17 protein-coding genes are annotated in these 26,908 nt (G+C 68.9%); 6 read left to right on the forward strand and 11 right to left on the reverse strand.

Annotated elements, in window-relative coordinates; translation table 11 throughout:
- Positions 1–2 precede the first annotated feature (2 nt).
- On the reverse strand, positions 3–302 hold the full coding sequence (locus ABYF38_RS01190; protein ID WP_371152302.1) for a DUF4193 domain-containing protein: 300 nt from the start codon (positions 300–302) through the stop codon (positions 3–5).
- A gap of 231 nt (positions 303–533) precedes the next feature.
- Here ABYF38_RS01190 and sepH point away from each other — a divergent pair, with 231 nt between their 5' ends.
- A complete protein-coding gene (gene sepH, locus ABYF38_RS01195) occupies positions 534–1,787 on the forward strand; it encodes a septation protein SepH (protein WP_371152303.1) in 1,254 nt (417 codons plus the stop codon).
- Here sepH and ABYF38_RS01200 read toward each other — a convergent pair.
- Both ABYF38_RS01200 and ABYF38_RS01205 read right to left on the reverse strand, forming a co-directional pair.
- Positions 1,784–3,025, reverse strand: coding sequence for an alkaline phosphatase family protein (locus tag ABYF38_RS01200; RefSeq protein ID WP_371152304.1), 1,242 nt, complete (start codon positions 3,023–3,025; stop codon positions 1,784–1,786). The two genes, sepH and ABYF38_RS01200, sit on opposite strands and share 4 nt — an antisense overlap.
- A gap of 4 nt (positions 3,026–3,029) precedes the next feature.
- Positions 3,030–3,578 carry a DUF5998 family protein gene (locus tag ABYF38_RS01205; protein WP_371152305.1) on the reverse strand — a complete coding sequence of 183 codons (549 nt, stop codon included), beginning with the start codon at positions 3,576–3,578 and terminating at the stop codon, positions 3,030–3,032.
- Positions 3,579–3,644: 66 nt separating this feature from the next.
- Between ABYF38_RS01205 and ABYF38_RS01210 the strand changes: the two genes are divergently transcribed.
- Positions 3,645–6,080, forward strand: a complete 2,436-nt coding sequence (locus tag ABYF38_RS01210; RefSeq protein WP_371152306.1) for a DNA gyrase/topoisomerase IV subunit A — start codon at positions 3,645–3,647, stop codon at positions 6,078–6,080.
- Positions 6,081–6,184: 104 nt separating this feature from the next.
- On the opposite strand, the gene ABYF38_RS01215 is transcribed toward ABYF38_RS01210, so the two are convergent.
- The 4 genes from ABYF38_RS01215 to ABYF38_RS01230 form a co-directional block, all read right to left on the reverse strand.
- Positions 6,185–7,930, reverse strand: a complete 1,746-nt coding sequence (locus tag ABYF38_RS01215) for a cell wall-binding repeat-containing protein (protein ID WP_371152307.1) — start codon at positions 7,928–7,930, stop codon at positions 6,185–6,187.
- A 110-nt stretch (positions 7,931–8,040) separates the two neighbouring features.
- Positions 8,041–9,030 (reverse strand): GNAT family N-acetyltransferase, encoded by a 990-nt coding sequence (locus tag ABYF38_RS01220; protein ID WP_371152308.1) that lies wholly within the window; start codon positions 9,028–9,030, stop codon positions 8,041–8,043.
- The gene (locus tag ABYF38_RS01225) at positions 9,027–10,061 is read right to left on the reverse strand and encodes a GNAT family N-acetyltransferase (protein ID WP_371152309.1); all 1,035 of its coding nucleotides are present in this window, start codon (positions 10,059–10,061) and stop codon (positions 9,027–9,029) included. Before ABYF38_RS01225 ends, ABYF38_RS01220 begins: the two co-directional genes overlap by 4 nt.
- 64 nt (positions 10,062–10,125) lie before the next feature.
- A complete protein-coding gene (locus ABYF38_RS01230; RefSeq protein ID WP_371152310.1) occupies positions 10,126–12,657 on the reverse strand; it encodes a DNA gyrase/topoisomerase IV subunit B in 2,532 nt (843 codons plus the stop codon).
- A 198-nt stretch (positions 12,658–12,855) separates the two neighbouring features.
- Between ABYF38_RS01230 and ABYF38_RS01235 the strand changes: the two genes are divergently transcribed.
- A complete protein-coding gene (locus tag ABYF38_RS01235; RefSeq protein WP_371152311.1) occupies positions 12,856–13,053 on the forward strand; it encodes a DUF7455 domain-containing protein in 198 nt (65 codons plus the stop codon).
- A 152-nt stretch (positions 13,054–13,205) separates the two neighbouring features.
- Here ABYF38_RS01235 and ABYF38_RS01240 read toward each other — a convergent pair whose 3' ends face one another.
- Together ABYF38_RS01240 and ABYF38_RS01245 are read right to left on the reverse strand one after the other, a co-directional pair.
- Complete coding sequence (locus ABYF38_RS01240; RefSeq protein WP_371152312.1) at positions 13,206–14,996, reverse strand: RNA polymerase sigma factor; 1,791 nt, start codon at positions 14,994–14,996, stop codon at positions 13,206–13,208.
- Between the two features lie 301 nt (positions 14,997–15,297).
- Positions 15,298–15,684 (reverse strand): universal stress protein, encoded by a 387-nt coding sequence (locus tag ABYF38_RS01245; RefSeq protein ID WP_371152313.1) that lies wholly within the window; start codon positions 15,682–15,684, stop codon positions 15,298–15,300.
- Positions 15,685–15,762: 78 nt separating this feature from the next.
- On the opposite strand from ABYF38_RS01245, the gene ABYF38_RS01250 reads away from it, so the two are divergent.
- Positions 15,763–16,875, forward strand: a complete 1,113-nt coding sequence (locus tag ABYF38_RS01250; RefSeq protein ID WP_371152314.1) for a polyprenyl synthetase family protein — start codon at positions 15,763–15,765, stop codon at positions 16,873–16,875.
- Between the two features lie 110 nt (positions 16,876–16,985).
- On the opposite strand, the gene ABYF38_RS01255 is transcribed toward ABYF38_RS01250, so the two are convergent.
- Positions 16,986–17,330 carry an Rv2175c family DNA-binding protein gene (locus ABYF38_RS01255; RefSeq protein ID WP_371152315.1) on the reverse strand — a complete coding sequence of 115 codons (345 nt, stop codon included), beginning with the start codon at positions 17,328–17,330 and terminating at the stop codon, positions 16,986–16,988.
- A 55-nt stretch (positions 17,331–17,385) separates the two neighbouring features.
- Between ABYF38_RS01255 and pknB the strand changes: the two genes are divergently transcribed.
- Positions 17,386–19,581, forward strand: a complete 2,196-nt coding sequence (gene pknB, locus ABYF38_RS01260; protein WP_371152316.1) for a Stk1 family PASTA domain-containing Ser/Thr kinase — start codon at positions 17,386–17,388, stop codon at positions 19,579–19,581.
- Between the two features lie 261 nt (positions 19,582–19,842).
- Complete coding sequence (locus ABYF38_RS01265) at positions 19,843–21,444, forward strand: IS1634 family transposase (RefSeq protein ID WP_420492504.1); 1,602 nt, start codon at positions 19,843–19,845, stop codon at positions 21,442–21,444.
- 515 nt (positions 21,445–21,959) lie between these two features.
- On the opposite strand, the gene ABYF38_RS01270 is transcribed toward ABYF38_RS01265, so the two are convergent.
- Entirely contained in the window at positions 21,960–26,819 is a 4,860-nt protein-coding gene (locus ABYF38_RS01270; protein WP_371152317.1) for a SpaA isopeptide-forming pilin-related protein, read from the reverse strand.
- Positions 26,820–26,908 lie beyond the last annotated feature (89 nt).

Below are 26,908 nucleotides of genomic sequence, written 5' to 3' on the forward strand. Positions count from 1 at the left end.
AATTACTCTGCGCACTCCTGGCACACCGGCTGGCCGTTCTCCTCGAAGGCGAGCTGGCTGCGGTGGTGCACCAAGAAGCACTGGGAGCAGGTGAACTCGTCCACCTGGCGCGGTAGAACGCGCACGGTCAGTTCTTCGTTGGAGAGGTCTGCGCCGGGCAGTTCAAAGCCCTCGGCGGCCTCGGTTTCGTCCTCGTCAACTGACGAGGAACCGGCCTCGTTGCGGCGCGCCTTGAGTTCTTCGAGCGAGTCTTCCGAAACGTCGTCTTCGTTCTTGCGGGGGGCGTCGTAATCAGTGGCCATGATCATCCCTTCCAGTCCAGGCGCGGGCATAGTAGCACTGACGCGAGGCTCGATGCGGGCGATACCGCCACGGCGGGCAGCGTTTGTGTATATTGCCGCGCCGCGCCCTGTGGATAGGGCGGCGCGGGGTGCGGCCCGCCTGGCGCAATGAGCGCGTGGGCGCGCGTGGCGCACCGATTTGGCCCGCAAAGCGTGGCAGTCTGAGGGGGCGCACAGCAGGAGGGAGCAATCTTGATCGAACTGGAGCTGCTGGGAGTAGACAGCACCGGTGACCGTCTGGTGCTCGTGAACGCCGAGGGCGAGCGCTTCACCCTCGAGATCGACGATTCCCTGCGGGCCACCGTGCGCAGGTCCCGCCCCGCCCTGGTCCCCGCGCAGGGGACGGCCATGCGCCCCAAGGAGATTCAGGCGCTGCTGCGCGCCGGCGCCACCCCCGCCGAGGTCGCCGAGGCCTCCGGCATGGCGGTGGAGATGGTAGAGAAGTTCGCCGCCCCCGTGCGCGGCGAGCAGGCCTGGGCCGTGGAGCGGGCGCAGAACTGCCGGGTGGGCCACGACGCCGACGCCCCCACGCTGGGCGACCTGGTGGTGGACCGCTTGGCGGCGCGCGCCGTGGACCCGAGCTCGCTGCAGTGGGACGCTATCCGGCGCGGCAACGAGCCGTGGGAGGTGTTCGTGACCTTCGTGCAGGCCGCCGAGGAGCGCGAGGCCCGCTGGAGCGTTGACCTTTCCACCGGTTCGGTGCGGGGCCTAAACGATCAGGCGCGCTGGCTGACCGAGACCTCCACGCCCGGTCCGCTGCCCGCCGGTCTGCGCGCCCACGCCGCCCAGGCCCACGCCCCCGGCGGCGCCGGCTTGGCGGCCCCGGGCGGGTCTTCCCGCGCGCAGGGCGCTGCCGGTTCGCCCGAGCCGGGGCACGCCACCGTTTCTCACCTGCACTCCCCCGCCCAGGGGGTCTCCCTGGAGCTGTTGGACCAACTGGACCAGGCGCGCGGCAGGCGCGCGGGTGAGACCACGCCTCCGCCGCCGCCCCCACCGCCGGCCGAGCCGCTCGATGCGGCCCGCGTCCTGTCCCTGCCGCGCCGCTCCGAGGAGAGCGCCCTGTCCACCGCGCCGCGACTGGGGGCCGACGTGCCCGCTGGCCTGCCCTCCTACCTGACCGGCGGAGTATCGGCCCGCACCGACAAGACCGAGGCGCACGCCCCCCAGCCTGGCGTCCAGGCGGAGGCTGCCGCCGGGGGCGAGGCCGAGCGCGACGAGCGTGGCAAGGGCCGGGGCGGGCGAGGCCACAAGCGCGGGCAGGTGAGCGCCGAGCCGACCCTCTTCGAGGAGGGGGCGAGCGCAGGGGGCGCGCAGGGAGACGAACCGGGCGGCGCCGACGCCGCCGCAGTGAGCGTCCCGGCGCCCGAGGAGGCGGAGAAGCCCAAGCGGGGCGCGCGGCGCTCGATCCCCACGTGGGATGAGATCGTCTTCGGCTCGCGCCGCTAGCGGGGATCGACCGCCAGCAGGGGGACTTCCAGTTCTGCCCGCGTGAGGCTGCCGTGCACTCCCACCATCGTGGTGGTGCGCGCCCCGACCTCGGCGTGGATGGTGGTGTTGCCGCGCGCGAAGGCGATCACGTCTCCCAGTAGCGGCAGGCGGCGTGCGCTGACCTGCCCGAACAGGCCCAGCTCCACGGCCTCGTGGCGCCCCAGCACCCAGGCGTTCTCCCCCAGCTCCTCGCGCCAGCAGCGTTCCAGCTCCGCCGCGCGCCCGGCCGCAGCGTAGGCGTGCACCACGCGCGGCTCGCCGGCCATGCACTCCAGGTCCCGGCGCATGGCGGGGGTGACGAACACGTGATCGGCGCTACCCGAGTTGATCATGCCGTGGTCTGCGGTGATGAGCAGCAGTGCCTGGGGAGCCTGGGCGGAGAGGTTGGCTAGCACGCGGTCCACGTTCTCCAGCTCGCGCAGCCACTGCGGGCTGCCCCAGCCGTAGTAGTGGCCGGCCTTGTCCACCTCCCCGAAGTAGAGGTAGATCAGGCGCTCTCCCTGCCGCACCAGGCGGGCGGCGGTGCGCCCGCGCTCGGCCATGATGTTCTGGCCGTGGTGGTCGCTGCCGCGCAGCGCCGCCAGCGTCAGCCCGGAGCCCGCGAAGCGGGCGAGCCCGATGCTGGGCAGCCCCCGGCCCGTGGCGCCCCGGTAACGCTCGAAGTGGGTGGGCTGGTCCTGGTAGTCCTGGGGAGCCACCGCGCTGTCGGCGAAGGTGAGCAGGTTCAAGACCTCCCCGGGCGGCGCCGCCGCCCCCGCCACCTCGGGGGCCTGCGCCCGCACCGTGTAGCCCAGCATCCCGGTGCTGCCCCCGGCCGCCCCGGTGCCCAGCAGGGTCAACGCCGCCGCCGTGGTGGAGGGCGCGCACGTGGTCAGCGTCGCCCGCCGGGCCACGTTGCGCAGGAAGGGCACGTGCCCGGAGTACTTGGCCAACTGCTGGCTGCCCAGGCCGTCGATCATCACCACGATCGCCGCCTCGGCCCGCCCCAGGTCCCCCAGCGCCGCCGCTACGGCGCCGGCCCCCGGCAGTTGGTCCGCCCCGGGTAGATCCACCCCAACGGCGCGCGCCGCCGCCGGCAGCACGTCTCCCAGCGCGAAGGAGGGGGCGCCGCGCTCCAGCGAGGTGGCCGGGGCGGCAGCGTCGTCCATCCCGGCAACCGGCTGACCGGCGGGGCGGCGCGCAAACAACTCGCTCACGCCGCTACTCCGCCGCCGCCAACAGGCGCGCCAGCTCGGCAGCGAACTGCACGGTGCGCTCCAGCTCCTCCGGGCCGTCGGCCTCGCGGGTCACCCGCACCGCCAGGTCCTCGTTGTGAATCACGCCGCCCTGGCCGTGCTCGGCCTCGCAAGACGGGTCCCCGCAGGACTTCGGCCCGAACTCGAACTGGCGCGTGGACTTCCACCCCAGCGAGATCAGCACCTCGCGGATATCGCCCGGCCCCGTGACGGCGTCAGAGAGCTCGTAGTTGAAGCGCGTGGCCACCACGTTAGAAAGCGGCACCACCTCGCTGGAAATCGCCAGCGAGCCGGGGGCGTCGTCGATCTCGTCAATGTGCATCAACACCAGGTGCCGCTTGGTCAGCGCCAACGCGTTGACGTGGCGGCGCACCGCCTCCTCATCGATAACCGTGGAGCGCTGCACCAGCATCGCCAGCGGGTCGGCCCCGCCCAAGCTCATCTCCAGCAAGCGCGCGGCAGCCGCCGGGAAGTACTCGTAGGCCTCCAGATACCTGCCCAGGTGTGACGTCATTTGGCCATTCTCGCACCTCGGCGTGGGCGTGGGCACCACGAGCCGCCCATCCCGGATAATTGGCGCATGCTGATTGAAGACGAGGCCTCCACGATCATCGACATTGACGTCTCGACCGAGATGGAGACCTCGTTCCTGGAGTACGCCTACTCGGTGATCTACGCCCGCGCGCTGCCGGATGCCCGCGACGGCCTCAAGCCCGTGCAGCGGCGCATCCTGCACCAGATGGGCGTGATGGGCCTGACCCCGGAGAAGGGGCACGTGAAGTCCGCCCGCGTGGTGGGTGAGGTGATGGGTAAGCTCCACCCGCACGGCGACGCGGCGATCTACGACGCCCTGGTGCGCATGGCCCAGCCGTTCACGCTGCGCCTGCCGATGATCGACGGGCACGGCAACTTCGGTTCGCTGGACGACGGCCCGGCCGCCCCCCGCTACACCGAGGCGCGCCTGGCACCGGCGGCGCTGGCGATGATCGCGGACCTGGGCGAGGACGTGGTCAACATGGTGCCCAACTACGACAACCAGTTCCTGCAGCCGGAGGTGCTGCCGGCCGCCATCCCGGCGCTGCTGGTCAACGGCGCCAGCGGCATCGCCGTGGGCATGGCCACGAACATGGCACCGCACAACCTGGGCGAGGTCCTGGCCGCCGCCCGCCACCTGGTGGCCCACCCGGAGGCCACCATCGAGGAGATCGAGCGCTTCGTGCCCGGCCCGGACCTGCCCGGCGGCGGCATGATCGTGGGCCTGGACGGGGTGCGGGAGGCCGCTCGCACGGGCAGGGGGGCCTTCAAGACCCGCGCCAAGGCCCGCATCGAGCGGATCACGGCCCGCAAGTACGGCATCGTGGTCTCCGAGCTGCCCTACCTGGTCGGCACGGAGCGGGTGATCGAGAAGATCAAGGACGGCGTGCAGGCCCGCAAGCTCGAGGGTATCTCGAAGGTGGAGGACCACACCGACCGCTCCAAGGGCATGCGCCTGGTCATCGAGATCAAGGCCGGTTTCAACCCGGAGGCGGTGCTGGCCCAGCTCTACAAGCACACGCCGCTGGAGGACAACTTCGCGGTGAACAACGTGGCGCTGGTGGACGGTCAGCCGCGCACGCTGGGGCTGCTGGAGCTGCTGCGCGTGTTCGTGGAGCACCGCCTGGAGGTGGTGCGCCGCCGCTCGCGGTACCGGATCGAGCGCAAGCGCGAGCGCGCCCACCTGATCGCCGGCCTGCTGCTGATCATGGCGGACATCGACGAGTGCATCGCGGTGATCCGCACCAGCGACGACGCGGCCAGCGCCCGCGACCGCTTGATGAAGGTCTTTGACCTGACCGAGGTGCAGGCCGAGCACATCCTGGCCCTGCGCCTGCGCCGCCTGACCAAGTTCTCCCGCCTAGAGCTGGAGGCGGAGGCGGACCAGTTGGCGAGGGAGATCGCCCAGCTGGAGGAGATCCTGTCTGACGACGGGGTTTTGCGCGCCACCGTGAGCAAGGAGATGGCGGCCACCGCGGAGCGTTTCTCCACCCCGCGCCGCACGGTGTTGTTGGAGGAGTCCGGGGCGGCCGGCCTGCCCGGCGGGGCGCCGGCGGCCGCTGCGGCGCCGCTGGAGGTAGCCGACGAGCCCTGCCGCGTGCTGCTTTCCACCACCGGCCTGTTGGCGCGGGTCAGTGGCGCCGAGGCGATGACCCGGGAGGGCGGCCGTAGTGCCCACGACGCGTTGTTGGCCGACGTTGCCGCCACCACCCGCGGCCGGGTTGGCCTGGTGATGAGCGATGGAACGATGGCCCGGATCGACGTGGTGGAGATTCCGGCGCTGCCGCGCACCGAGGGCGCGGTTTCCCTGGCCGGGGGTATGCCGGCCCAGCTGCTGGCCCCGGAGGGGGCAGCGGGCCAGGTGGTGGCGTTGGCGAGCCTGGCGGAGGACGCCGCTCCCCTGGGCCTGGTGACGCGCGCCGGCAAGGTCAAGCGTGTCTCCACCGCCGACGGCCCGGCCCGCAGCGACCACTTCGAGATCATCGCGCTGGAGGAGGGCGACTCGGTGGCCTTCGCCAGGACGTGCGACGACCAGAGCCAGTTCGTGCTGATCTCCTCCGACTCCCAGCTGCTGCGCTTCGAGGCGACGAAGGTGCGCGTGCAGGGCCGCAGCGCCGGCGGCATGGCCGGCCTGGCGCTGCGCGAGGGCGCCACCGTGATCGGTGGCGGCGTGGTGCCCGGCGAGCTGCTGAGTGCGGCTGCCGTGGTCACCGCCGCCGGGGGCGCCACGAGCCTGGGCAACGAGCCGCTGTCCACCAAGGTCACCCCCCTGGACCGCTACCCGTCCAAGGGGCGCGGCACGCAGGGCGTGCGGGTGCAGCGGCTGCTGCAGGGCCAGGACCGCCTGGTGCTCGGCTGGGCCGGCGTGGCCCCGGCGCGCGCGGTGGGGCAGGCCGGCCAGCCCCTGGAGCTGCCGGCGGAGGACGAGCGGCGCGACGCCTCCGGGACGCTCACGCAGGGCGTGGTGACCTCGATCGGCTGAGCCCCCGCCCGGAGGCTGGCGGGCTCCAAGCAACCGGTTGGGGGCGGGGCGTCTTTCGTGACGCCCCGCCCCTACCGTGGCTTTCGATCCGCTCCCTAGTCCGGCTACTTGCGCATCGCGCGCCTGATGGCCTCGTAGACCGCCGAGCTGACGGACTTCTCGCCACCGGCCACGCGGATCCAGTTGAGCTGCTTGTTGGCCAGGTAGTCCTCGGTGGTCGCGGGCAGCTGGTTGACGTCCGTCAGCAGCAGGGAGGCGCCCAGGTTCGCGGCCAGCGCCCCGGCGGCCAGCGCGTCGGGGAAGTCGCGACCGCTGGCTATGATCGCGCCGGCCGGCTCCCCGATGAACCGGAGCGAGACGCGCTTGGCGGTGTCGTGCCTGTCCGTGCCCACGTACTTGTCCACGTCGAGGCTCGCGGCGGCCTTGGCGGCCGCCCCGCCGATGGCGACGTCGTACACCTGCCCGAAGGAGGCGGCCGCCTGCGCCACCGCCGCGGGCATGGCTGCTCCGTCGGTCAGCAGCAGCACCCCGCGCTGGGCAGCTGCGGCCGGGCCGGCCGCCAGGGCGTCGGCGTAGGCGGTGCCGTCGGCAAAGAACACGCCGCCCACCGTCTGCCCCTTGGCCGCGTAGGCGGCCTTGGTGCGCTGCGCCAGCAGGATGGCGGTGGCGAAGCGGTTTGGCCCGGCCACGCGCTCTACCTCATACCCCAGCGCGCGCACTTGTTCCTCCGCCTGCGCGCGCAGCGTGCCCGCGCCGCCCGCGATCACCACGTGGGTCGCCCCCTTCGCCTTGGCGTCGGTGAGCGCCTGGCGCGCCGAGGCGTCCAGCGCGGCGGTGGGGCTGAGCACGATCGGGGCGCGCAGAGCCGCGGCCAGGGGCGTGGCCGCCAGGGCGTCGGCCGCAACCTCGCCGCTGGCCAGCACGACCGTCTGGCCCCACTGCCCCAGCGCGGCGATTTCCTTGGCCGTGGCGTAGCGGTCACCGCCCGCCAGGCGGCCGGCGACCTGCTCGAGTCCGGGCAGTGGCTCCACCGTGAACTCGGTGAACTTCACCAGGCCGCTGGTGGCCCCGCTCCCGCAACTAAGGGCCGCCTTGTACTTGCCCGGCGAGGTCGCCTTGTGGATGGTGAAGCTGCCGCTGAACTCGCCGGTGGCCGGGTCCATTTCGAACCTCTTGCCGGTGCTCCAGTTCTCACCGGACAAGCCGGCCCAGACCTGTAGCCTGCGCATCGGCTCGGGGCGGCAGCGGCCGCTCACCTGCACGCTCTGGCCGGGCTGCCCCTGCTGGGCGGAGAGGGTAACGGCGAGGGCGGCCGGCTGCGGGGGCGTGAAGGTCTCCCCCTCGTTGAGGACGATGCTCATCTCCCCCTTGTAGGCGGTGTAGATGGCGTCGTAGTCGTTGCACCAAAGAACGACCTCGTACGCGCCCGGCACGGCGTCCTTCGGTACGGGCAGCGAGACCGTGAAGTTGCCGGTTTGCTTGTCGTACTCCGGGTAGATGGTGAATTCCTCCTTGCCGCCGGAGGTCGTGGGCATGATCGTGATGTGGTGCCTATTCTTCACGCCCCGGTCGGGAATCGGCCCGCACGAGCCGGTCATCTCCAGCATCGCCCCGCGCTTGACGCTGGCGGGGTGGTTGAGGTGAGACTCCCAGTTTGGCCCGCTTTCCCACGGCGCCACCTCGATCCGCGCGGCGTCCTCTCCTGCGGGAGCGGTTTCCTGGGTGGACGACGTTCCCGGCGGCGCCACCTCTACTGCGGCCGCCACGCCCGCCACGGAAACGAGGGCCAGGGCGGAGGCGAAGGCTAGGCGGGAGGTGGATAACACGATTCGACGATGAATGGCGCTCATGGAGTCATCTTATGAGCTTTTGCCAAATGGACGGCTGAGCGCGCATCGACTTTTCGACGGGGAGGGTTTAATCGCCCCGGGAGGGATAGTGAAGAGCGCGGGAGGTGGCCCTACAGGTCCATCACGTAGAGGGTGGATGAGGTGGTGATCTCAAAGCCCATGTCCGCCAGCGCGCCGGCCATCTGCACCGAGTCGGCGCCCAGCTCCAGGGCGGCCTTCTCCATCCCGTCGGCCTTGAAACGATTCAGGGCGGCGGAGATCATGGCGATCCCGGCCCCGCTGCCACGCCACGGTGCCAACACCGCGAAGAAGTCGATGTAGCCCTCGCGCCAGCCCAGCGCCTGCCAGTCCTGCTCGTAGCGGGAGGCGAACAGGAAGCCGGCCACCTTGGCGCGGTCGGTGGACTTGTCCAGGGCGATGAAGGACCAGCTGGGCTCGAAGTCGGCCTTCAGTTCCTCCCATTCCTCCCGGTTGACCGCGCTGGAGCCAGGCATGGAGGCCACCAGCTCGTTGTAGGCCAGGCGCACCATGTCGTCCAGTTCCGCGCTCCACGGGTGGACGCTCAGGTAGTGGCCCAGCCCCATGGTCGGGATGGAGTGGGTCAGCTCGAAGCGCCACTCCTGGAAGCGCTTGTTCTCCGCGTAGCCGAGCTCCAGCAGGTGCTGGGCCAGGGGGACGTGGTTGTCGTCCACGTGCACCGCGATGCGGTGGCTGTCCCTGGGCGCGAAGCGCTCCAGCAGCTCGCGGGCGGCGCCCACCTGCCAGCGCAGGTTGGCCAGGCCGATGCCGCGCTCGCGCCAGGCGGGCTCCACCCCGCCGGTGCACAGCGCCTCCACCGGGGCAGAACCGCGCAGCGCCACGTGCCCGAAGGCCCGCAGCACCCCGCCCTCGTCGAAGCCACCCAGGGCAACCCAGTGCTTGTCGACGTGGAAAAGCAGCTCCGTCTCCGCCATCGAGGTGCGGTAGGCGGGATCGTCGGCCTCCTCGCAGGCGGAAACGACGCGCGATACGGCCACCGCGTCGGGTTCGCCAAGCAGCCGCCAGGTCAGGCCGTATGCCTGCACGCCGGCAGAAAGCGGGAAGAAGGGCGCTTTTCTCATTGAGTCAAGTCAAGCAGATAAAGGCTACGGCGTCGCTCAGTCACGTAACCCAACCGCTCGTAGAAGCTCGTGGCCCCCGTCAGGTTCTCGGTGTCCGCGTTCAGCGCCGCCTGCACGAATCCCTGCCTGGCGGCCTCCGTCAGGCCCGCGGTGAGCAGGGCGCGCGCGGTGCCCAGGTGGCGGAAGTCGGGCATGACTCCCAGCAGGGAGGTGAAGCACTCCGGCCGGCCCAGCGCGTGCCATGTCCACGGCAGCAGGGACTGCAGGATGTAGCCGGCCACCTCACCGCTCTCCTCGCACACGGCCACGCGGGACAGCGACGGCTCCACCGTCCTAATCGCCCGCTGCCACAGGGAGGTGTAGTTGCGGTCGGGCACCCCGGGGGTGCCGAACGCGACCCGGTGCGCCGCCTCGATCCGCTCGAGCGCAACGTCGTCCCACGCCACCAGGCGCAAACCAGTGGGGGTGGGCTCCACCGGCACGGGCTGCTCCAGGGAGCGGCTCAGCCGGACGTAGGTGCGGGCCGGGGCGAAACCGGCCGCAGCGTAGAGGCGGCGGCGATCCACCTGGTGCTCGTCCACGAACACGGCCACCACGGCGCTGGTGACGTCGTCGTGCTCCTTGATCTGCTCGGCCAGCAGCTGGCGGGCACGCTGGTCCTGCCAACCGATCAGCTCGCGGCCGATGCCGCGCCCGCGCCAGCAGGGCGAGACGGTAGCGGAGATCTCTGCCCGGGCCCGCCCGGCCTCGACCGGCACGGTCCTGACCTGGCCCAGGGCGCGCAGGGTGCCGGCCTCGTCGAAGCCGGCCACGGCGTCGGCGCGGCCCGCAGCCAGGTCCTCCAGCAGGGTGTCCACGGTGGTGATCGGCTCGGGCCTGACCGGGGCGTCGGCCAGCTGGCCGGTCACCAGCAGGCGGGTCATCTGGGCGCGATCGGCCCGGGCGGGGGTACGCCAGGACAGACCCAGGTGGGCCGGGGGCAGCTGGACCTCGGTGGGGGCTGCCAAAGCCGAAAGCAGGCCGCTATTCATGCCCCCGATTCTAGGGGACTTTCGCCCCAGCTCTTTCCGGGCCGCCAACCGGCGGCGGCCGACGCTAGGCGTCGATGCTGTCGCGGTCCAGCACGGCGGCGCCCTCGATGATGAAGTCACGGCGCGGCGGCACGGCGGAGCCCATCAGTAGGTCGAAGGTCTTTTCTGCGGCCAGCACCGCTTCCTCGTCCTTGATGGTGATGCGGCGCAGGGTGCGGTGGGCGGGTTCCATCGTGGTCTCGGCCAGCTGGTGCGCGTCCATCTCACCCAGGCCCTTGTAGCGCTGGATCGGCTCCTTGTAGGTGCGCCCGGCCTTGCGCAGGCGCGTCAGGTGCCGGTGCAGCTCCGCCTCGGAGTAGGTGTAGATGACCTCCCCCTTGCGGCGCCCCGCGCCGTTGACCTCGATGCGGTGCAGCGGCGGGACGGCCGCGTACACCCGCCCGGCCTCGATCAGTGGCCGCATGTAGCGGAAGAACAGCGTGAGCAGCAGGGTGCGGATGTGGGCGCCGTCCACGTCGGCGTCCGTCATCAGGATCACCTTGCCGTAGCGGGCCTGGCTCAGGTCGAAGGAGCGGCCCGAGCCGGCGCCGATCACCTGGATGATCGCGGCGCACTCGGCGTTGGAGAGCATGTCCGCCTGGCTGGACTTTTGGACGTTGAGGATCTTGCCTCGGATCGGCAAGAGCGCCTGGTAGTCGGAGGAGCGCGCCAGCTTGGCGGTGCCGAGCGCGGAGTCTCCCTCCACGATGAACAGCTCGGAGGAGGCGACGTCGTTGGAGCGGCAGTCGGCCAGCTTGGTGGGCAGCGAGGAGTTCTCCAGGGCGTTCTTGCGCCGGGAGATCTCCTTTTGGGTGCGGGCGGAGACGCGCGCCCGCATCTCCCCCACGATCTTCTCCAGCACCGACCCGGCCTGCGCCTTGGCGGCGCCCTTGGTGGAGGCGAAGAACTCCGAGAGCCCGTCGGCAACCACCTTGGTCACGATCGCGCGTACCTGCGGCGTGCCCAGGACCTCCTTGGTCTGGCCTTCGAACTGCGGCTCCTCCAGGCGCACGGTGACCACGGCGGTCAGGCCGGCCAGCATGTCGTCCTTCTCCACGCGCGGGTCCTTCGGCTTGATGCCGAAGCGGCGCGGCTGGGCGTCGATCTGCTTGCGCACGGCCTTGACCAGGCCGGCCTCGAATCCGGTCAGGTGCGTGCCGCCCTTGGGGGTGACCACGATGTTGACGAAGGACTGCACGTGCGTCTCATAGCCGACGCCCCAGCGCACCGCGCACTCCACCTCGCAGGTGCGCTCCACGTCCACGGCGCGCAGCTTGCCGTCGTGGAGCTGCTGGACCTGCTCCACGAACGTGCCGCTGCCCTTCAGGCGCAGCGTGTCGCTCACGGCGGAGTCGGGGGCCAGGTAGTCCACGAAGTCCACCACGCCGCCGTCGTTGCGGAAGGTCTCCTCGTAGGGCTCGTCCACCTCGGCCACGGTGGTCGGCGCCGCGCCCGCCTCCGCTCCACCCGCGTCGCCCACTTCGCCCGCGTCCGCGTCACCGGCGGCGGGCTCGGCGGATTCGGCGGGCAGGGCCACCACGTCGGGACCGGCGGCGAAGCCGACCGGGCGGGAGAAGGCGGCGAACAGGTCCTCCTCGTCGTCATCGTCCAGGTCCGCCCCCAGCGCGCCGCCGCGCCCCGAACCGGCGGCCAGGAAGTCGCCGCTCTTTTGCAAGGACGCAGGCGCAACGTCGGCCACCGCCTCTCCCGCCTCGCCGGTCGCCTCCTGCTCCGCCTCGCCGGCCGGGCTCTCCTCGGCCTCGTCGGCAGCGTCGTCCAGCAGCTCGTCGTCCTCGGCGGGGCCGGCCACCACCGGGGCGGTGGCCTTCACCGGGCGCAGGCTGGCCGCCGCGCCGGGCCGCTCGTCGCGCACCACGATGGTCAGGCCGGGCACCAGGAAGGAGGTCTGGCGGGCGCGGTCCAGCAGGCGCTTGAGGTCAACAGCCTCCGGGTGGGCAAAGATCTGCGGGTCGGGCCAGAACCGCACCCGGGTGCCGGTCACGCCACGCTTGGCCTTGCCGACGATGCGCAGCTCGGAGTTCTCCACGAAGGGGGTGAAGGCGTTGTCCGGGCTCACCCCGGCGGCGTCGTCGTAGACGCCGGGCTCGCCCCGGTGGAAGCTCATCGCGTGCGCCTTGCTGGCGCGCGTGACCTCCACGTCCACGCGCACGGACAGGGCGTTGACCACGGAGGCGCCCACGCCGTGCAGGCCGCCGGTGGAGCCGTAGGAGCCGCCACCGAACTTTCCGCCCGCGTGCAGCTTGGTGTAGACCACCTCGACGCCGGACAGGCCCACACCCGGCACGATGTCCACGGGGATGCCACGCCCGTCGTCGCTCACCTCGATGGAGGCGTCCTTGTGCACGGTGACCTTGATGGTCTTGGCGTGGCCCTCCAGGGCCTCGTCCACCGCGTTGTCGATGATCTCCCAGATGCAGTGCATCAGGCCACGGTCATCGGTGGAGCCGATGTACATGGCCGGGCGCTTGCGGACGGCCTCCAGCCCCTCCAGGACGGAAAGATGGCGAGCGTTGTAATCATTGGGCACGTCCGACATGTTAGATGGGCCCACCAACATTTCGCTCCCGCCCCGCCAGCCGGCCCGCAACGCGACGCCTGCAGGGGCACGACGCTGCCCCACGCCGCCGCCGATTTCGTGGCGTGCGTCTAGGGGACGCAACACACCGGTTGCGCCCCGGGCGAAGAAGGCCGGTTTTGGCAGGAAAGCAGGGTTGGGGCGTGTTCAGATAGAGGCATGGAAAACGTTCTGACTGCTGAGGACCGCTGCGACGCCTGCGGCGCGCAGGCATACGTTCGCGCCCGTTTCGGGCAGGGCGAGCTGCTGTTTTGCGCCCACCACGCCCGCAAGCACGGGGCCAAGCTCGAGGAGCTGGGCGCAATCGAGGTTGACGAAACCGAGCGCCTGAGCCGCTCGCTCACCTCCGTCTCCTAACCGCAAGCTTCCCGCGCAAACGCGCCAAGGGGCTGGGCGGCTCGAACGAGCCGCCCAGCCCCTTTTTGTTCCCCGGCAAGCCTGCGGGCTGCCCCAAAACGGGTCCGGGGCGGGCGGGAAACCCCCGCCCGCCCCGAGCCGTAGCCCCCGGATCAGTCCAGGTAGTCGCGCAACACCTGGCTGCGGGAGGGGTGGCGCAGCTTGGACATGGTCTTGGATTCGATCTGGCGGATGCGCTCACGGGTGACGCCGTAGACCTTGCCGATCTCGTCCAGGGTCTTGGGCTGGCCGTCCTGCAGGCCGAAGCGCATGGCGACCACGCCGGACTCGCGCTCGGAGAGCGTCTCCAGCACCTGGGTGAGCTGCTCCTGCAGCATGGTGAAGCTGACCGCGTCGGCGGGCACCACGGCCTCGGAGTCCTCGATGAGGTCACCGAACTCGCTGTCGCCGTCCTCGCCCAGCGGGGTGTGCAGGGAGATGGGCTCGCGCCCGTACTTCTGCACCTCGATGACCTTCTCCGGCGGCATGTCGAGCTCCAGGCCCAGCTCCTCCGGGGTGGGTTCGCGGCCCAGGTCCTGCAGCATCTGGCGCTGCACGCGGGCGAGCTTGTTGATGACCTCGACCATGTGGACGGGGATGCGGATGGTGCGCGCCTGGTCCGCCATGGCGCGGGTGATGGCCTGGCGGATCCACCAGGTGGCGTAGGTGGAGAACTTGTAGCCCTTGGTGTAGTCGAACTTCTCCACGGCGCGAATCAGGCCCAGGTTGCCTTCCTGGATGAGGTCCAGGAACAGCATGCCGCGGCCGGTGTAGCGCTTGGCCAGGGAGACCACCAGACGCAGGTTGGCCTCCAGCAGGTGGTCCTTGGCCTGCTTGCCGTCCTGGGCGATCCAGTGCAGTTCGCGGCGCAGCTTGGAGGGCAGGACGTCCTGCTCCTTGTTCAGCTTCTCCTCGGCGTACAGGCCGGCCTCGATGCGCTTGGCGAGCTCCACCTCTTGCTCGGCGGTCAGTAGGGCCACCTTGCCGATCTGCTTGAGGTAGTCCTTAACCGGGTCGGCGGTGGCACCGGCGGTGACGACGGTCTGGACCGGCTCGTCGGCCTCGGAGTCGGACAGGACGAATCCGCCCTTCTCGTCTTCCTTCTCCTCCTTGCCGCCGCGTCGACCGCGCCCGGTGGCCTTGCCGGCCTCGTCCCCGCTCTCGCCGTCGGCGGACTCGTCCACCTCTTCCTCGACGTCGTCCTCGAGGTCCAGGTCCACGTCCTCCACGTTGAGCTCTTCGTCCAGCTCGATCGCCTCGTCTTCGTCGTCCTCCACGGCCTCCTTGGCGGCGCTCTTGCGGCCCCGCTTCGGGGCGGCCTCGTCCGCCGCTGCGGCCTTCTTGCCGCGCGTGGTGGTCTTCTTGGTGGGTGCCTTCTTGGCCTGCGCTGCCTCCTCGGCAACCACCTCAGCAGCCTCGGCGACCTCGGCCTGCGCGGCGGCCTTCTTGGCACGCGCCGCAGTGGTGCGCGTGGTGGCCTTCTTCTCGCCCGCAGTGGACGACGCCGCCTTGGGAGCGCTCTTGCGCGGAGCCGCCTTCTTGACCGGCGCCGCCTCCTCCGCGACCACCTCGGCAGCCTCAGCCTCCGCAGCGGCCTTCTTGGCACGCGCCGCAGTGGTGCGCGTGGTGGTCTTCTTCTCGCTCGCGGTGGCCGACGCCGCCTTGGGAGCGCTCTTGCGCGCGGCCGTCTTCTTGGCCGGCGCCGCCTCCTCCGCGACCACCTCGGCGGCCTCGGCCTCCGCAGCGGCCTTCTTGGCACGCGCCGCAGTGGCGCGCGTGGTGGTCTTCTTCTCGGCCGGGGCCTTCTTGGCCGCCGTCTTCTTCACCGGGGCTGTCTGCTCTGCCTCCACGGCGGCTTCGGCGGTCTTGGACTTGGGCGTGCGGGACGACTTCGCGGTAGTCAATCGAGGCCTTTCGACTCTGCAACGATGGCGCGTGACCCACGCACCCCGGCGTCACTGCCGGAGAAATCCTTGGGAGTCGGAAATGTCCGGCCAGCTACGCCAAGACATTATACAAGGCTGCGCACAATACGCCGCCCCAACCCGGCCTGTCAACAGTGCGAGGAATGATTCGCTGGGCGGTTGGGCAGCGTCGTCCATCACTAGCAAAATCTTGGGCGCCGCCGATCGCACGGGCCACCAAGGGGGGACCGACGCACCTACCGCCGCGTCCCCGCCGCCGGTTGACGCCCCGACTGCCCGCTCAGTGGGAGGTGACGGTCAGCACCGGCACGGGCGCCTCCAGCAGCACCTTCGCCGCGTTCACGCCCATCCCCAGGGAGGAGCCGTGGGCGCGGCCACGCAGGCCGATCACGACCATCGAGGGCTTGAGCTCGTGGGCGGCGGCCAGGATGTCGTCACCGATCTGCAGGTCGGCGCGGGCGTGACGCACGGAGAAGCTGATGGCGGCGCACTCCAGGCGGTCCCACAGCTTGTCCTCGGCGCCCTCCACGGTGCGGGGGTCGTCAGCGGACTCCCGCCGCGCCACCAGCACCACCAGGGATTTGCCCAGCGCCTGCGCCAACTCGATGGCAGACTCCAGGGCGGCGTTGGACTCATCGGTGCCGTGGTAGGCGAGGAGGATGGACACGGTGGCTCCCAACTTTTCCGGTTCCGGGTAGCTTAACGCAGCTTTCGCCACCCAATTCACCTCACTAAGGTGGGGGCCATGTTGCAAGAATTTCCCGGCAGTGCGCTGCGCCCACAGTGGGATGGCGCGCTCCTGGCCGTGCAGGAGCAGTGGCGGGCCGAGCTGGCTGACCTGGTGGAGGCCGCCGAGCTCCTGGATTACGCCGCCGTGCTGCTCGCCGGCGGCAAACGCAAGCGGGCGGAGCTGGCGGCCCTGGGCTACTGGGCCGCAGGCGGGGACCCGGCCAGCCAGGCGTGCGCCCAGGCCGGCGCCGCCCTCGAGCTGTTCCAGGCTGCCGCTCTTGCGCACGACGACCTCATGGACGACTCCGCCACCCGCCGCACCCACCCCACCACCCACGTGCAGGCCGCCCACGATCACGCGGCGCGCGGCTGGGTGGGCAGCGCCGCCCAGTTCGGGTTGAGCGCAGCCGTGCTGCTGGGGGACCTGCTGCTGGCGCAGTCCCACCGCACCTTCGCTGCGGCCGCCGCGCTAGCAGACCGGCAGGGGGACGACGTTGCCGCCGGCCCGCGTGGAATCGGAGCCGGGCAGCGCGCCCTGGCCGCTTTCAGCGCGATGAGCGTGGAGCTGCAGGCCGGGCAATACCTGGACACCCGGGCACAGACCCAGCCGCTCGGCGCGCCCGACGCGCTGGCCAGCCTGGAGCGGGCCCTGACGTTCAAGTCCGCCCGCTACTCCGTGGAGCACCCGCTGCGGATCGGCGCCGCGCTGGGCGGGGCGGGGCCCGAGCTGGTGGCGGCCCTGGGCGCGGTGGGCCGGCCCCTGGGCATCGCCTTCCAACTGCGCGACGACCTGCTGGGCGTGTTCGGCGACCCGGCCGTGACCGGCAAGCCCGCCGGGGACGACGTCCGGGTGGGCAAGCGCACCGTGCTGGCCGAGCTCGCCCACGCCAGCCTCTCCCCCGCGAACGCCGCCGAGCTGGCCGCCCTGCTGGCGCGCGCACCCCTCGGTGAGGCGGACACGGCAGCCGCGACGGCGCTCATCGCCGCCTCCGGGGCGGCGGAGCAGGTGGAGGCGCGCATCGCCCAGCTGCGCGGCCAGTACGAGGCCGCGATCGAGGCCCTGCCGCAGGAGCCGGTGCGCCTGGCCCTCGCCGCGCTGGCGCACGAACTGGTGGACCGGGAGGCCTAAAGGCAGCCCGCCACCCCACCGGCCAGCCCGGCGCCCGCTCCGGGGAAAAGGGCCGGCCGCAAGCCCGCCACCGAGATCGGGGCGGCCCGGCGGCAGCGTCGTACCTGAAACTAGAACGCCAGGGCGGCGGCCACTCGGCGCACCTCGTGCACGCGACCGTCGGCCAGCGCCTGGGCCGGGGCGGTCTCCAGGCTCTCGTTGTCCGTCAGCAGCCAGTCCACCGCCTCCGCATCGCTCATGCCACCATCCAGCAGCAGCATGATCGTGCCGCGCAGCGCCTTGTGCGGCACCGGCGGGGTGACGGACTCGTCCAAGAAGACTCGCGGGACCCGCTTGACGCGGTCCTCCCCCACCACCACGGCCAGGCTGCGGTCACGCAGGGCGGAATGAACGTCGCGCAGGCGAACCTGGCAAAGATCGGCAACCTCGGGCACGGTCAGGAGAGCAAAATCCATGCCGTAACCGTAGCGCCTCCACGGAAGTTCTCATACTTCTAGGTAAAGTGCGACCGTGGTTAATAGGTCCAACAGCAGTTCGACTCCTGAGCAGGCTCCGGGCGGCGGCATGCCCGCAGACGCGGCCCGCCCCGCCGGCGGTGCCTCCACGCGCCCCGGCGCCACCGAGCTCGGAAATGGGGCCGACCACCTCGGCAAGAGCACGCCGGGCGACGGGGCAGAGCAGGGCGCCGCCGGTGACGCTGGCGGTGCGGGAGGTGCTGGCGGTGCTGGCGGAGTGGCCCTGGAAGGGCGGTTGGGCACTATTCCCGTCTCCGAGACCCGCAAGTACTCCGGGCTGTCCGACGCTGCAGCCGGCAGCCAGGAGGCCGCCCGGGACCCGCTGATCGGGCAGGAGATCGAGGGCCGCTATGTGATCCAGCGGCGCATCGACCGCGGCGGCATGGCCACCGTCTACCAGGCTCTGGATCAGCGCCTAGACCGCATCGTGGCGCTGAAGATCATGCACCCCCACCTGGCGGAGCAGGGGGACTTCCTGGCGCGCTTCCGCCGCGAGGCGCGCGCGGCCGCCAAACTCACCCACTCCGGCATCGTGGCCGTGTACGACCAGGGCGGCACTTCGCAGCTGTCCTACCTGGCGATGGAGTACATCCACGGCCCCAACCTGCGCGCCCACCTGCGCCAGCGCGGCTCGCTCACCGTCTCCCAGGCGCTCATCATCACCGAGCACGTGCTGGCGGCGCTCTCCGCCGCGCACCGCGTCGGGCTGGTGCACCGGGACATGAAGCCGGAGAACGTGCTCCTGCCCCGCGAGGGCGGGGTGAAGGTGGCCGACTTCGGGCTGGCCCGCGCGGTCACCGAGGCCACCGGCGCCACCACCGGCTCCATCTTCGGGACCGTGGCCTACCTGGCCCCGGAACTCATCACGAACAGCTTTGCCGACGCCCGCACCGACATCTACGCGGTAGGCGTGATGCTCTACGAGCTACTAGTGGGACGCCAGCCGCTGCACGGCGAGACCCCGATGGCGGTGGCGTACAAGCACGTCAACGAGGGGATCCCGGCTCCCTCTGCCGCCGTCGAGTGGATCCCCGCCGAGGTGGACGCGCTGGTGGCCGAGTTCACCGCCCGCTCCCTGGACGACCGGCCCGCCGACGCCGCCACGGCCCTGGAAAAGGTGCGTGCGGTCCGTGCGAGTCTTCCCGCCGACGTCCTGGCGCGCCGGGCCACCGTGGTGCCGCCCGTCGGCGGCGCGAGCGGCGAGCCCAGCGACGACGGCCGCTCCGGCGCCATCACCGTCCACGTGGAGTCCCCCAGCCCGGCCGTACTGGCCGCCAACACCGGCAAGGTGCAAAAGAAGAAGAACCGGGGCTGGCTGGTCTCCCTGCTGCTGGTGGTCCTCCTGGCCGCCGGCACCGCGATCGGCTGGAACTGGTACATGAAGGTGGGGCCAGGCTCCTACTCCGTGGTGCCCCGGGTGGTGAACCTCCCGGTCACTGACGCGCGCAGCGCCCTCGAGTTCGAGGGCTTCGCCGTGAACGTCAAGGAAATGCACAGCGACGACGTTGCCCGCGATCACGTGATCTCCTCCGCACCGTCGGCGGGCGAACGGATCAAACGCGGCACCGCGATCGAGCTAGTGGTCTCCCTGGGGATCGAACAGGTAGTGGTACCCCAGCTGGCCGGGTTGACCAAGGACGGCGCGATAGCCGCCCTGGGGCAAGCTCGCCTCGAAGTGGGCCAGGTGACCGAAGAGTTCTCAGAGGACGTGGACGCCGGCAGCGTCATCTCCACCTCCCCCGCCCAAGGCGAAAAGGTGGACCACAGCTCCCTGGTAGACCTAGTGGTCTCCAAGGGGCCCGAACCGATCCCGGTTCCCGCCGTGGCTGGCACCACCCGGGAGGCGGCCACGCAGGCGCTAGAGAACGCCCGGTTCACCGTGGAGGTGACGGAGGAGTTCTCCAGCGAGGTCGAGGCCGGAAACGTGATCTCCCAGTCCGTGGAGGCCGGCACCCGCGTGGTGCCCGGCACCACCGTCACCCTAGTGGTCTCGAAGGGGCCGCAGATGGTGGCCATCCCGGCGTTGATCGGCAAGCAGTACCACGAGGCCGCCGCGATCCTCACCGGCCTCGGGCTGGTCCCGGTCCGCGAGAACGTGCTGGATGGCTACTTCGGCACCGTGCGCTCCTCAAACCCGGGGGCCGGCACAGAGGTGCCGATCGGCAGCACCGTGACGCTCTCCGTGGTCTAAGCGCTCGCCGTCTGCGGTCTAAGCGATCGCTGTCCGTGGGCTTTCTCGCTGTCCGTGGGCCTTGTCGGGCAGCCCGGCCGGTGGCTTCTCGAAGCTGGCCTGGCAGGTGGCTTTCGGTAGGTCGAGTGGCTGCTTCTCCGGCTCTGACCTGACTTTTGACACTTGGTATGGAGCTGGGTGGTTTGGGTCGGGTTTTCGTTGATTTTCTGCGGGTGTGGGGGTTGGTTTGGGTCACTAAGGGGGTGGCTATGATGAGGGTTTGTGAGCCCGTTCATCCGTCAAGTGCGTACTGCCTCGGGGGCCACGGCTGTGCAGATCGTGATCAAGGAAGGCCGGCGTAACAGGATTGTTGAGCACATTGGTTCGGCTCGTACGCCTGGCGAGCTTGCTGCCTTGGTCCAGATCGCACGGGAAAAGCTCCATCCTGGCCAGCTCGAGCTAGACCTGGACCTTTCATCGGGGTGGGCAGACTCCGCGCCGGGTGGCCTGGAGGACTACCGGCAGGCGGCCAGTAGCGCAGCGCGCGTGGTTGGCCACCGTAGCGGCTTGTTGTGGCAGATCCTTTGCGATGCTTGGCGGGATCTTGGCTTTGACCAAGCGGTAGGCGATGAGGCCTTCAAACAGATTGTCCTGGCCCGGCTGATCGAACCCACCAGCAAGAGCGCTATAGCAGCAATGTTGACCAGCCTGGGGCTGGAATCCTTTGACTCACGCACCCACTTTCGTGCCCTGGCCCGTTGTGTGGAGCGTGATTACCGCTGCGCTTTGGCTCGCGCGGCTTTGGCGCATTGCCTGGCGTATGGGGATGTGTCCTTGGTGTTGTACGACGTGACTACCTTGTACTTCGAAGTCGAGGAAGAAGACGCGCTACGCAAGGTCGGTTACTCCAAGGAACGCCGCGTCGATCCCCAGATCCTGGTCGGCCTGCTGGTAGACCGCAACGGTTTTCCCCTAGAGGCCTCCTGTTGGGAGGGCAACAAGTGCGAAACCCATACCCTCATCCCTACCATCGAGGCCTTCAAGCAACGCGCTGGGGTGGAAAACCTGGTGGTGGTAGCTGATGCTGGCATGCTCTCTCGGGCTAACTTGCAAGCCCTCAACGAGGCTGGCTACGGCTTCATTGTCGGGGCCAGGCAGACCAAAGCGCCCCTGGACCTCCAAGCGCATTTCTTCTGGCACGGGGACTACTTCACTGATGGGCAGATCATTGAGACCATCACCCCACGCCACGCCGGCAAACAAGAACGCGATCAGCGCCTCAAGGCCGAACCGGTCTGGCACCCACAAACACACCCGGGCTCGTGGCGGGCGATCTGGGTCTACTCATCAAAGCGTGCCGCCAGGGACAACAAGACCCTTACTCTCCAGGAGAACCGGGCTAGAGCCATCGTTGCTGGGGAAAAAGCTATGCGCTCAGCCAGGTTCGTCACCACTAGCTCCCAAGGAAGGGGCCTGGATGAAAAGGCCCTGGCCAGGGCGCGGCGTCTAGTCGGGCTTAAGGGCTATGTCACCAACATCCCAGCCCAGGCCATGAGCGCGGCCGAAATTGTGGCTGACTACCACGATCTGTGGAAGGTGGAACAGTCCTTTCGCATGTCCAAACACGATCTACGCGCCCGCCCGGTCTTCCACCACACCCACCAATCCATCCAGGCTCACCTGACCGTGGTAACCGCTGCCCTGGCCATAGCCCGCCACCTACAGACCCGAACCGGCCTGTCCATCAAGAAGATCATCCAGGCCCTCAGGCCCGTCATTGACGTCACCATCAACATCAACGGACACGAACTCACAGCCACCAGCCAACCCCAAGGCCAAGCCGCCAACATCCTGGCCAGCCTCACCAACAAAATGGGTCACTAACGGTGTCAAAAGTCAGGGCAGCACCGTGACGCTCTCCGTGGTCTAAGCGCTCGCCGTCTGCGGTCTAAGCGATCGCTGTCCGTGGGCTTTCTCGCTGTCCGTGGGCCTTGTCGGGCAGCCCGGCCGGTGGCTTCTCGAAGCTGGCCTGGCAGGTGGCTTTCGGTAGGTCGAGTGGCTGCTTCTCCGGCTCTGAGCGGATCGGACTACCGCTGCCGACGCGACGTTCGCCTCTCTCAGGGGTTGCAGTGGATACTCCCTAGACCAGCCTGTACCGAATCTAGACGTTCGCAACCGAAACTAGACGAACGCTCTTGGATCTAGACGTTCGCACCCGAAACTAGACGTTTAGGGCTTCACGAACGTCTAGTTTCAACCGCATTCGTCGAGTTGAAGAGCCAAACGTCGAGGTTCGCGAAGGCTGGCTGCTCCAAGGCGCCCTGCCTGGCTCTGCTACTCAACGTGCGGGGCCGGGTGAGGCGTCACCGCCTCCCCCGGCCCCACTGCTCGCTTTTGAGTTAGCTGCGGCGGCGAGCAACCTGCAGCGCCGCGCCGGCTAGCAGGAGCGCCAGGGCCCAGGGCAGGACTTGGGCGGCGTCGCTACCGGTCTTGGCCAGCTTGCCCGTGCGCCCCGGGGCCGGAGCCGCAGACGGAGTCGGCGACGACGACGCCGGCGGTGCCGTGGGCTGGCCCGGCTGCGAAGGCGTCGGCGTCTGCGACGGCGTCTCAGACGGAGTCGGCGTGCCCGACGGAGTCTCGGACGGAGTTTCACTCGGGGTCTGCGACGGAGTCTGGCTCGGCGTCAGCGACGGGGTCTGGGTCGGCGTGGGCGGGGTGGCAGGCTCTTCCTTGACGTTAACGATGTCATCCAGGCTCACCTGGCCACCACTTTGCTTCACACTGACCACAACGGCACGCGCGTTGAGCTTGTACCCGGCAGGAGCCTTGGTCTCCACCAACTCATACTCCCCCCACGGCACCGCACCAAAACGCACAACACCATCCACACCAGAAGTCGCACTAGCAACCACCTTGCCCGCCTGGCGCAGCTCAAAGACCGCCCCCGACAACGGCACACCAGCCTGGTCCTTCTTCACCCCCACCACATCGGCCCGCTTAACCGCGTTGGTCACGCTACCCACATCCACACTCTGGCCCTGGGCAGAAACCCTCACACTCTCCTTAAACGCAGTGTCAAGCACGTAGTTCTCCAGCGTGGAGACCTCCACCAGCTCATACACGCCGTAGCGCACACCCGCAAACGTGGCCACACCATCACCATCCGTGGTGGCCCGGTAAACGTTCTTCCCCGACTGACGCAACGCAAAGACCACACCAGCCAGCTTCTTAGTCGCATCATCAGCATCCACCTTGGTCACCGTCACCGTGCTCGTAATCGGGGCATTCTCCCAGTCACCCACCGCAACCGTCTCACCCTGCGTGGAAACCACAACCTCCTTGGTCGCGGTCGAAAGCTGGTAACCCACCGGCGCCACGGTCTCACGCAGCTCGTACTTCCCAAAACGCACACCCGTGAAGGTAGCCACGCCATCGGCCTGCGACTGCGCGGTGTAAGCGGCAACGTCGGCCACCACACCGGCGCCATCCACGGCGAATAGGCCGAAGGTAGCGTCGGCCAAGCTGGTCCCTTGGTCACCGGCCTCGGTCTTCCTCACCGTCACCGTGCCAGTGATCGGCTGGTTGACCACCTCCACGTACGCGGCCTGGGCGCCCGGCGCGTAAGGAGAGTCGGCGGAAACAGTGATCTCCTGCGGGGCGGCCGCCTGGTAGCCCTGCGGCGCCACCGTCTCGGTCAGCGTATAGCGACCAAAGTCAACGCCCGCAAACACGGCGCGGCCGTCGGCCTCGGAGCGGGCAGTCAACTCCCCGCCCACTCGATCCAACGGCGTCAGGGTGAACGTCGCCCCCGCCAACGGCGCACCGGCTCCGTCCACCTTCCTCACCACGACCTCACGGGACTGGGAGACCAGGCCCGCGTTGCGCACTGCGGTGGCGTGGAACGGATCGAGCACGAACTCGGCGCTCAACGCCTTCTCGGTCTGAGCCCTGTCCACGTGAGAGACGCTCGCGTCAGCTCCCGCGCCCGCCGGGCCGAACTCCTTCAACGCGGGCCTGGTGAACTCCACCTTGTAGGAGCCACGCTTGTAGACCTCGAAACGATAGGAGCCGTCCGCAGCGAGCGTCACCGGGGCCACCGGCGTTCCATCCGGGTGCGTGGCCGGGCTACCGTCGGAATTCACCAGGGACACGGTCTTGCCCTTGACGTGCCCCTCGCCGGGGTCAATCACACCGTCCTTGTCATCGTCCACGAACAGAACACCCGAGGCGACGTATGTAGCCGCGTTCACGACCGCCGGATTGCCCTCGGCAAAGTTCGTGCCATTCGTCGAGGCCGCCAGCGAATTCACCGCAGCCGACTGCGCCGCGAGCTTCCTGGTCTGCTCCGAGTAGGGCACCTTGTGCTTGGAAACAAACTCCACCTGCTCGTTCGCGCCGAGCCTCTGGCCGGCCTTCATCACCAACCGGATGGCGGTCACCTGCTCCCAGCGCTCCCCAACCTCCTGCTCGGTCAGCCACTGCGCGTCCCGCACCGAAGCCAGGTCCGCGCCCTGCGGCGTGAGAGAGTAGAACGCATCGAAGCGCTCCAACACCGCCGCGTTCGCCGGCACCGCGCTGAGCGGCTCCACCAACGGCGTGGCGAATGCGGAGTGCTCCACGACCTCCACCTCGCCGGCCGCATTCGTGCGCTTCCAGGTCCGCGCCGGGTATTGCCCGTCCTCGTTGGCCACGATCGCGTGATCGTTCAGGTGCGGCAAAACGTCGATCACCGTCAGCTGCGACAACGGAGTCAGGCCGCCGTTGCGCACAGACTGGCGGAAGTAGAAATCAGAACCCAGGTCCAGGTTCGGTGACGCCTTAGTCCACGCGCGCCCGTCCACCGACACGTGCTTGCGGGAAGAAACCTCCGCCGGCGGGACGACGTTAACCCCGTGGTAGGTCTGCAAGAACACCTCGTTCGTGTTGCCGTCCCTATCCACGTCTAGTGCGTCCCAATACCGGTAATTCATCCCACCGGCCAGCACGCCTGCCTTGTCGTTGTTATCCCACACCGCGTACGACATGATCGGGTGATTACCGGGGTTGATCTGGTCCGTGACCCGCAAGAAGTAAGAGACGTAGGTGGCGTTGTTGTAGTGCCACAGCATCGGCACGTGCAGGTCACCGAACTCGAGGATCAGCGCGGTCTTGCCGGTGTCGTTGTAGTTGTAGTCCATGCGCGGCTTGACCACGGACTTATCTGCGGGTTCACCCCCGATCGTCAACGATTGGATTCGATCGAACTCGACCCCTTCCGGCAGCATGACCACGCGCCTGAAGTTCTTTAGCGTGCGCCCGGCGACCGGCCAATCCCCAATGGGGGTGAACAGGTCTTGGAATCGCATCACCATAGGGCAGGACTTGACGTCACTGACCCCCGCCTCGTAGCCGTCGCAACGGCGATACGTGATACCGCGGTAGCTGTTCCCAGAGGAGCCGTTGATCGCAGGGGAAACCGGTCCCACGTACACAACTGATGTATCGGTGGAGCGGGCAATACCCTTGGTGAGGGGGTTGTGACCAACCATTTCTGCCCTGTTCACATAGCTCTGGCGTTCCTTGTACTCGCCTCTGCCCCACTTCTCCAGCTCGGAGGGAAGCAGGTCTGCGGTTACCTTCGCATCTATTCTTCCGTTGTCGAACGCGAGGCCATCGGGGAACTCCAGCGTCAGTCGAACGAACTGGCGTTCCACGTCGTTGATCTCGATGCGCTGGTAGGTGGAGAAGTCCCGGGCCAACTCCACCCGCTCCCCGCTCTCCTTCACGCCGTACAGGATCTTCGCGGCCTTCTTCAGCTCGGTTGTGGTGGGGTGGTACTCAGAGACATTCGACTTAGCATTGCTCGCTCCTTCCAGGGTGAAGCCCGTGAAGTAAGCGCGCGGATCCAGGTCGTAATCCGAGACCTCAGTGACGATCGTCTTCTCGCCACCATTCCTGGTTCCCGTGAGAAGGTCGCCGTCGTTGTTCTGGCTCCACTCCAGGTGGAATTGGATCCGGTTCTTCTCCGTCGAACCCGCAACCATGCCGGGGTGCCAGATGTTGCCGTCGTCGTATACGAACGAATACGGGCGGGAGCTCTTAGAGACCCGCAGCTGTTTGCCGTAGTCCACGGTCTTGGGTTCGAAGACGACCCAGCCGTTGTCGCTGCCCGCCTGGGCCTCCCCGTCGAGCCCCGGATTGACGATGCCGCGCGCCACGTTCTTGTGCCACTTGGGGGCGCCGTCCGCCTCCCGCACCGGGACATTCTTGTAGAGCAGGTCCACGTAGGTGTAGTAGGAGCGATAGTTAGAGTAGAACTTCGAGATGGGAGCCTCGAAAACGGCCGTCCTACCCTCCATCGCCCAGCCTCGCTCGATCGAGCTGGGAGCCAACTCCACGCCCTCGGCCAGTGTGTCCTCTAGGCGGATCGTGGTCGGGTCGATGCGGCCGAACACCTCCGACCCTCCGATGTTCGACGGCCGGAGCACGTTGAAATAGAAGCGCACGGGGGTACCCTGCGCCGGGGTGTGGGTGGCGGTGGAGGCGTCCACCGCAAAGAACTCGGCGTAGGCGACCATCTCGGTGTTGCCGTCCGGCGTCTGCAACTGGCGCCCGCCAACCGAAATCTTTTCGAATCCGTACTCCGCCTTGGCCCGCGCCACGAACGTCGTCTGCGTGGTGGCCAGCTCCTGCCCGTCCGCGCTGCTCAGGGTGAGGGTGGCCGTGGTACTGGTTCCGTCCGGGGTGGTTCCGTTGTTGAACTTAAACACGAAGGGCGCCTCTAGCCACGTGGCGCCGTTTAGCGAGCCGTAGGTGTACTCCATGTACCAGTTCTGCTCGTCCTCGTAGCGCCGATTGCTAGCCGCCAGGTTGGAGTCCGTGAACCCGGTCAGGGAGATATAAGGGGCCTGCTTGGGCAGCTTGAGCGTCAGCTTTCCGCCCGGGATATTCACCTCCCGGCCAGACACCGTCATCACGGCCAGGCCGGTGATGGTCTCTCCACTCTTGTACTCAAGCACCGGTGCGGTGCCCTCTGCGTGAGCGGTCGGAGTGGTAATCGCAAGGGTGAACGCCTGAGTACCCGGCTGATCGCCGGTCTGGGCACCTGCCTGATCGCCGGTCTGGGCACCTGTCTGATCACCGGCCGGGGTACCGGCCTCATCGCCGGCCTGATCGCCGGCCTGGGCACCGGCCTGGGTATCGGCGGTGCCAGTCGCCGGGCCGTCAGCTTCTTCCGCCGCAGCGAATGCGGGCACCAGGATCAGCTGTACTACAAGCACGAGAGGCAAAAGCAGCGCTAAGAGAATAGCGCGCGGGAGTTTTCTGCTACTCGAAGCAGTTCGCATGGGTCGTGTAGTCCTTATGAAGT

Origin of the sequence: Buchananella sp. 14KM1171, assembly GCF_041380365.1 — a bacterium.
In the GTDB taxonomy this organism is placed as follows: domain Bacteria; phylum Actinomycetota; class Actinomycetes; order Actinomycetales; family Actinomycetaceae; genus Buchananella; species Buchananella felis.

Coding starts and splice junctions, on each gene's coding strand:
- ABYF38_RS01190 (WP_371152302.1), bottom strand. CDS start 302: ATGGCCACTGATTACGACGCCCCCCGCAAGAACGAAGACGACGTTTCG.
- ABYF38_RS01205 (WP_371152305.1), bottom strand. CDS start 3,578: ATGACGTCACACCTGGGCAGGTATCTGGAGGCCTACGAGTACTTCCCG.
- ABYF38_RS01210 (WP_371152306.1), top strand. CDS start 3,645: ATGCTGATTGAAGACGAGGCCTCCACGATCATCGACATTGACGTCTCG.
- ABYF38_RS01215 (WP_371152307.1), bottom strand. CDS start 7,930: ATGAGCGCCATTCATCGTCGAATCGTGTTATCCACCTCCCGCCTAGCC.
- ABYF38_RS01220 (WP_371152308.1), bottom strand. CDS start 9,030: ATGAGAAAAGCGCCCTTCTTCCCGCTTTCTGCCGGCGTGCAGGCATAC.
- ABYF38_RS01225 (WP_371152309.1), bottom strand. CDS start 10,061: ATGAATAGCGGCCTGCTTTCGGCTTTGGCAGCCCCCACCGAGGTCCAG.
- ABYF38_RS01230 (WP_371152310.1), bottom strand. CDS start 12,657: ATGTCGGACGTGCCCAATGATTACAACGCTCGCCATCTTTCCGTCCTG.
- ABYF38_RS01235 (WP_371152311.1), top strand. CDS start 12,856: ATGGAAAACGTTCTGACTGCTGAGGACCGCTGCGACGCCTGCGGCGCG.
- ABYF38_RS01250 (WP_371152314.1), top strand. CDS start 15,763: ATGTTGCAAGAATTTCCCGGCAGTGCGCTGCGCCCACAGTGGGATGGC.
- ABYF38_RS01255 (WP_371152315.1), bottom strand. CDS start 17,330: ATGGATTTTGCTCTCCTGACCGTGCCCGAGGTTGCCGATCTTTGCCAG.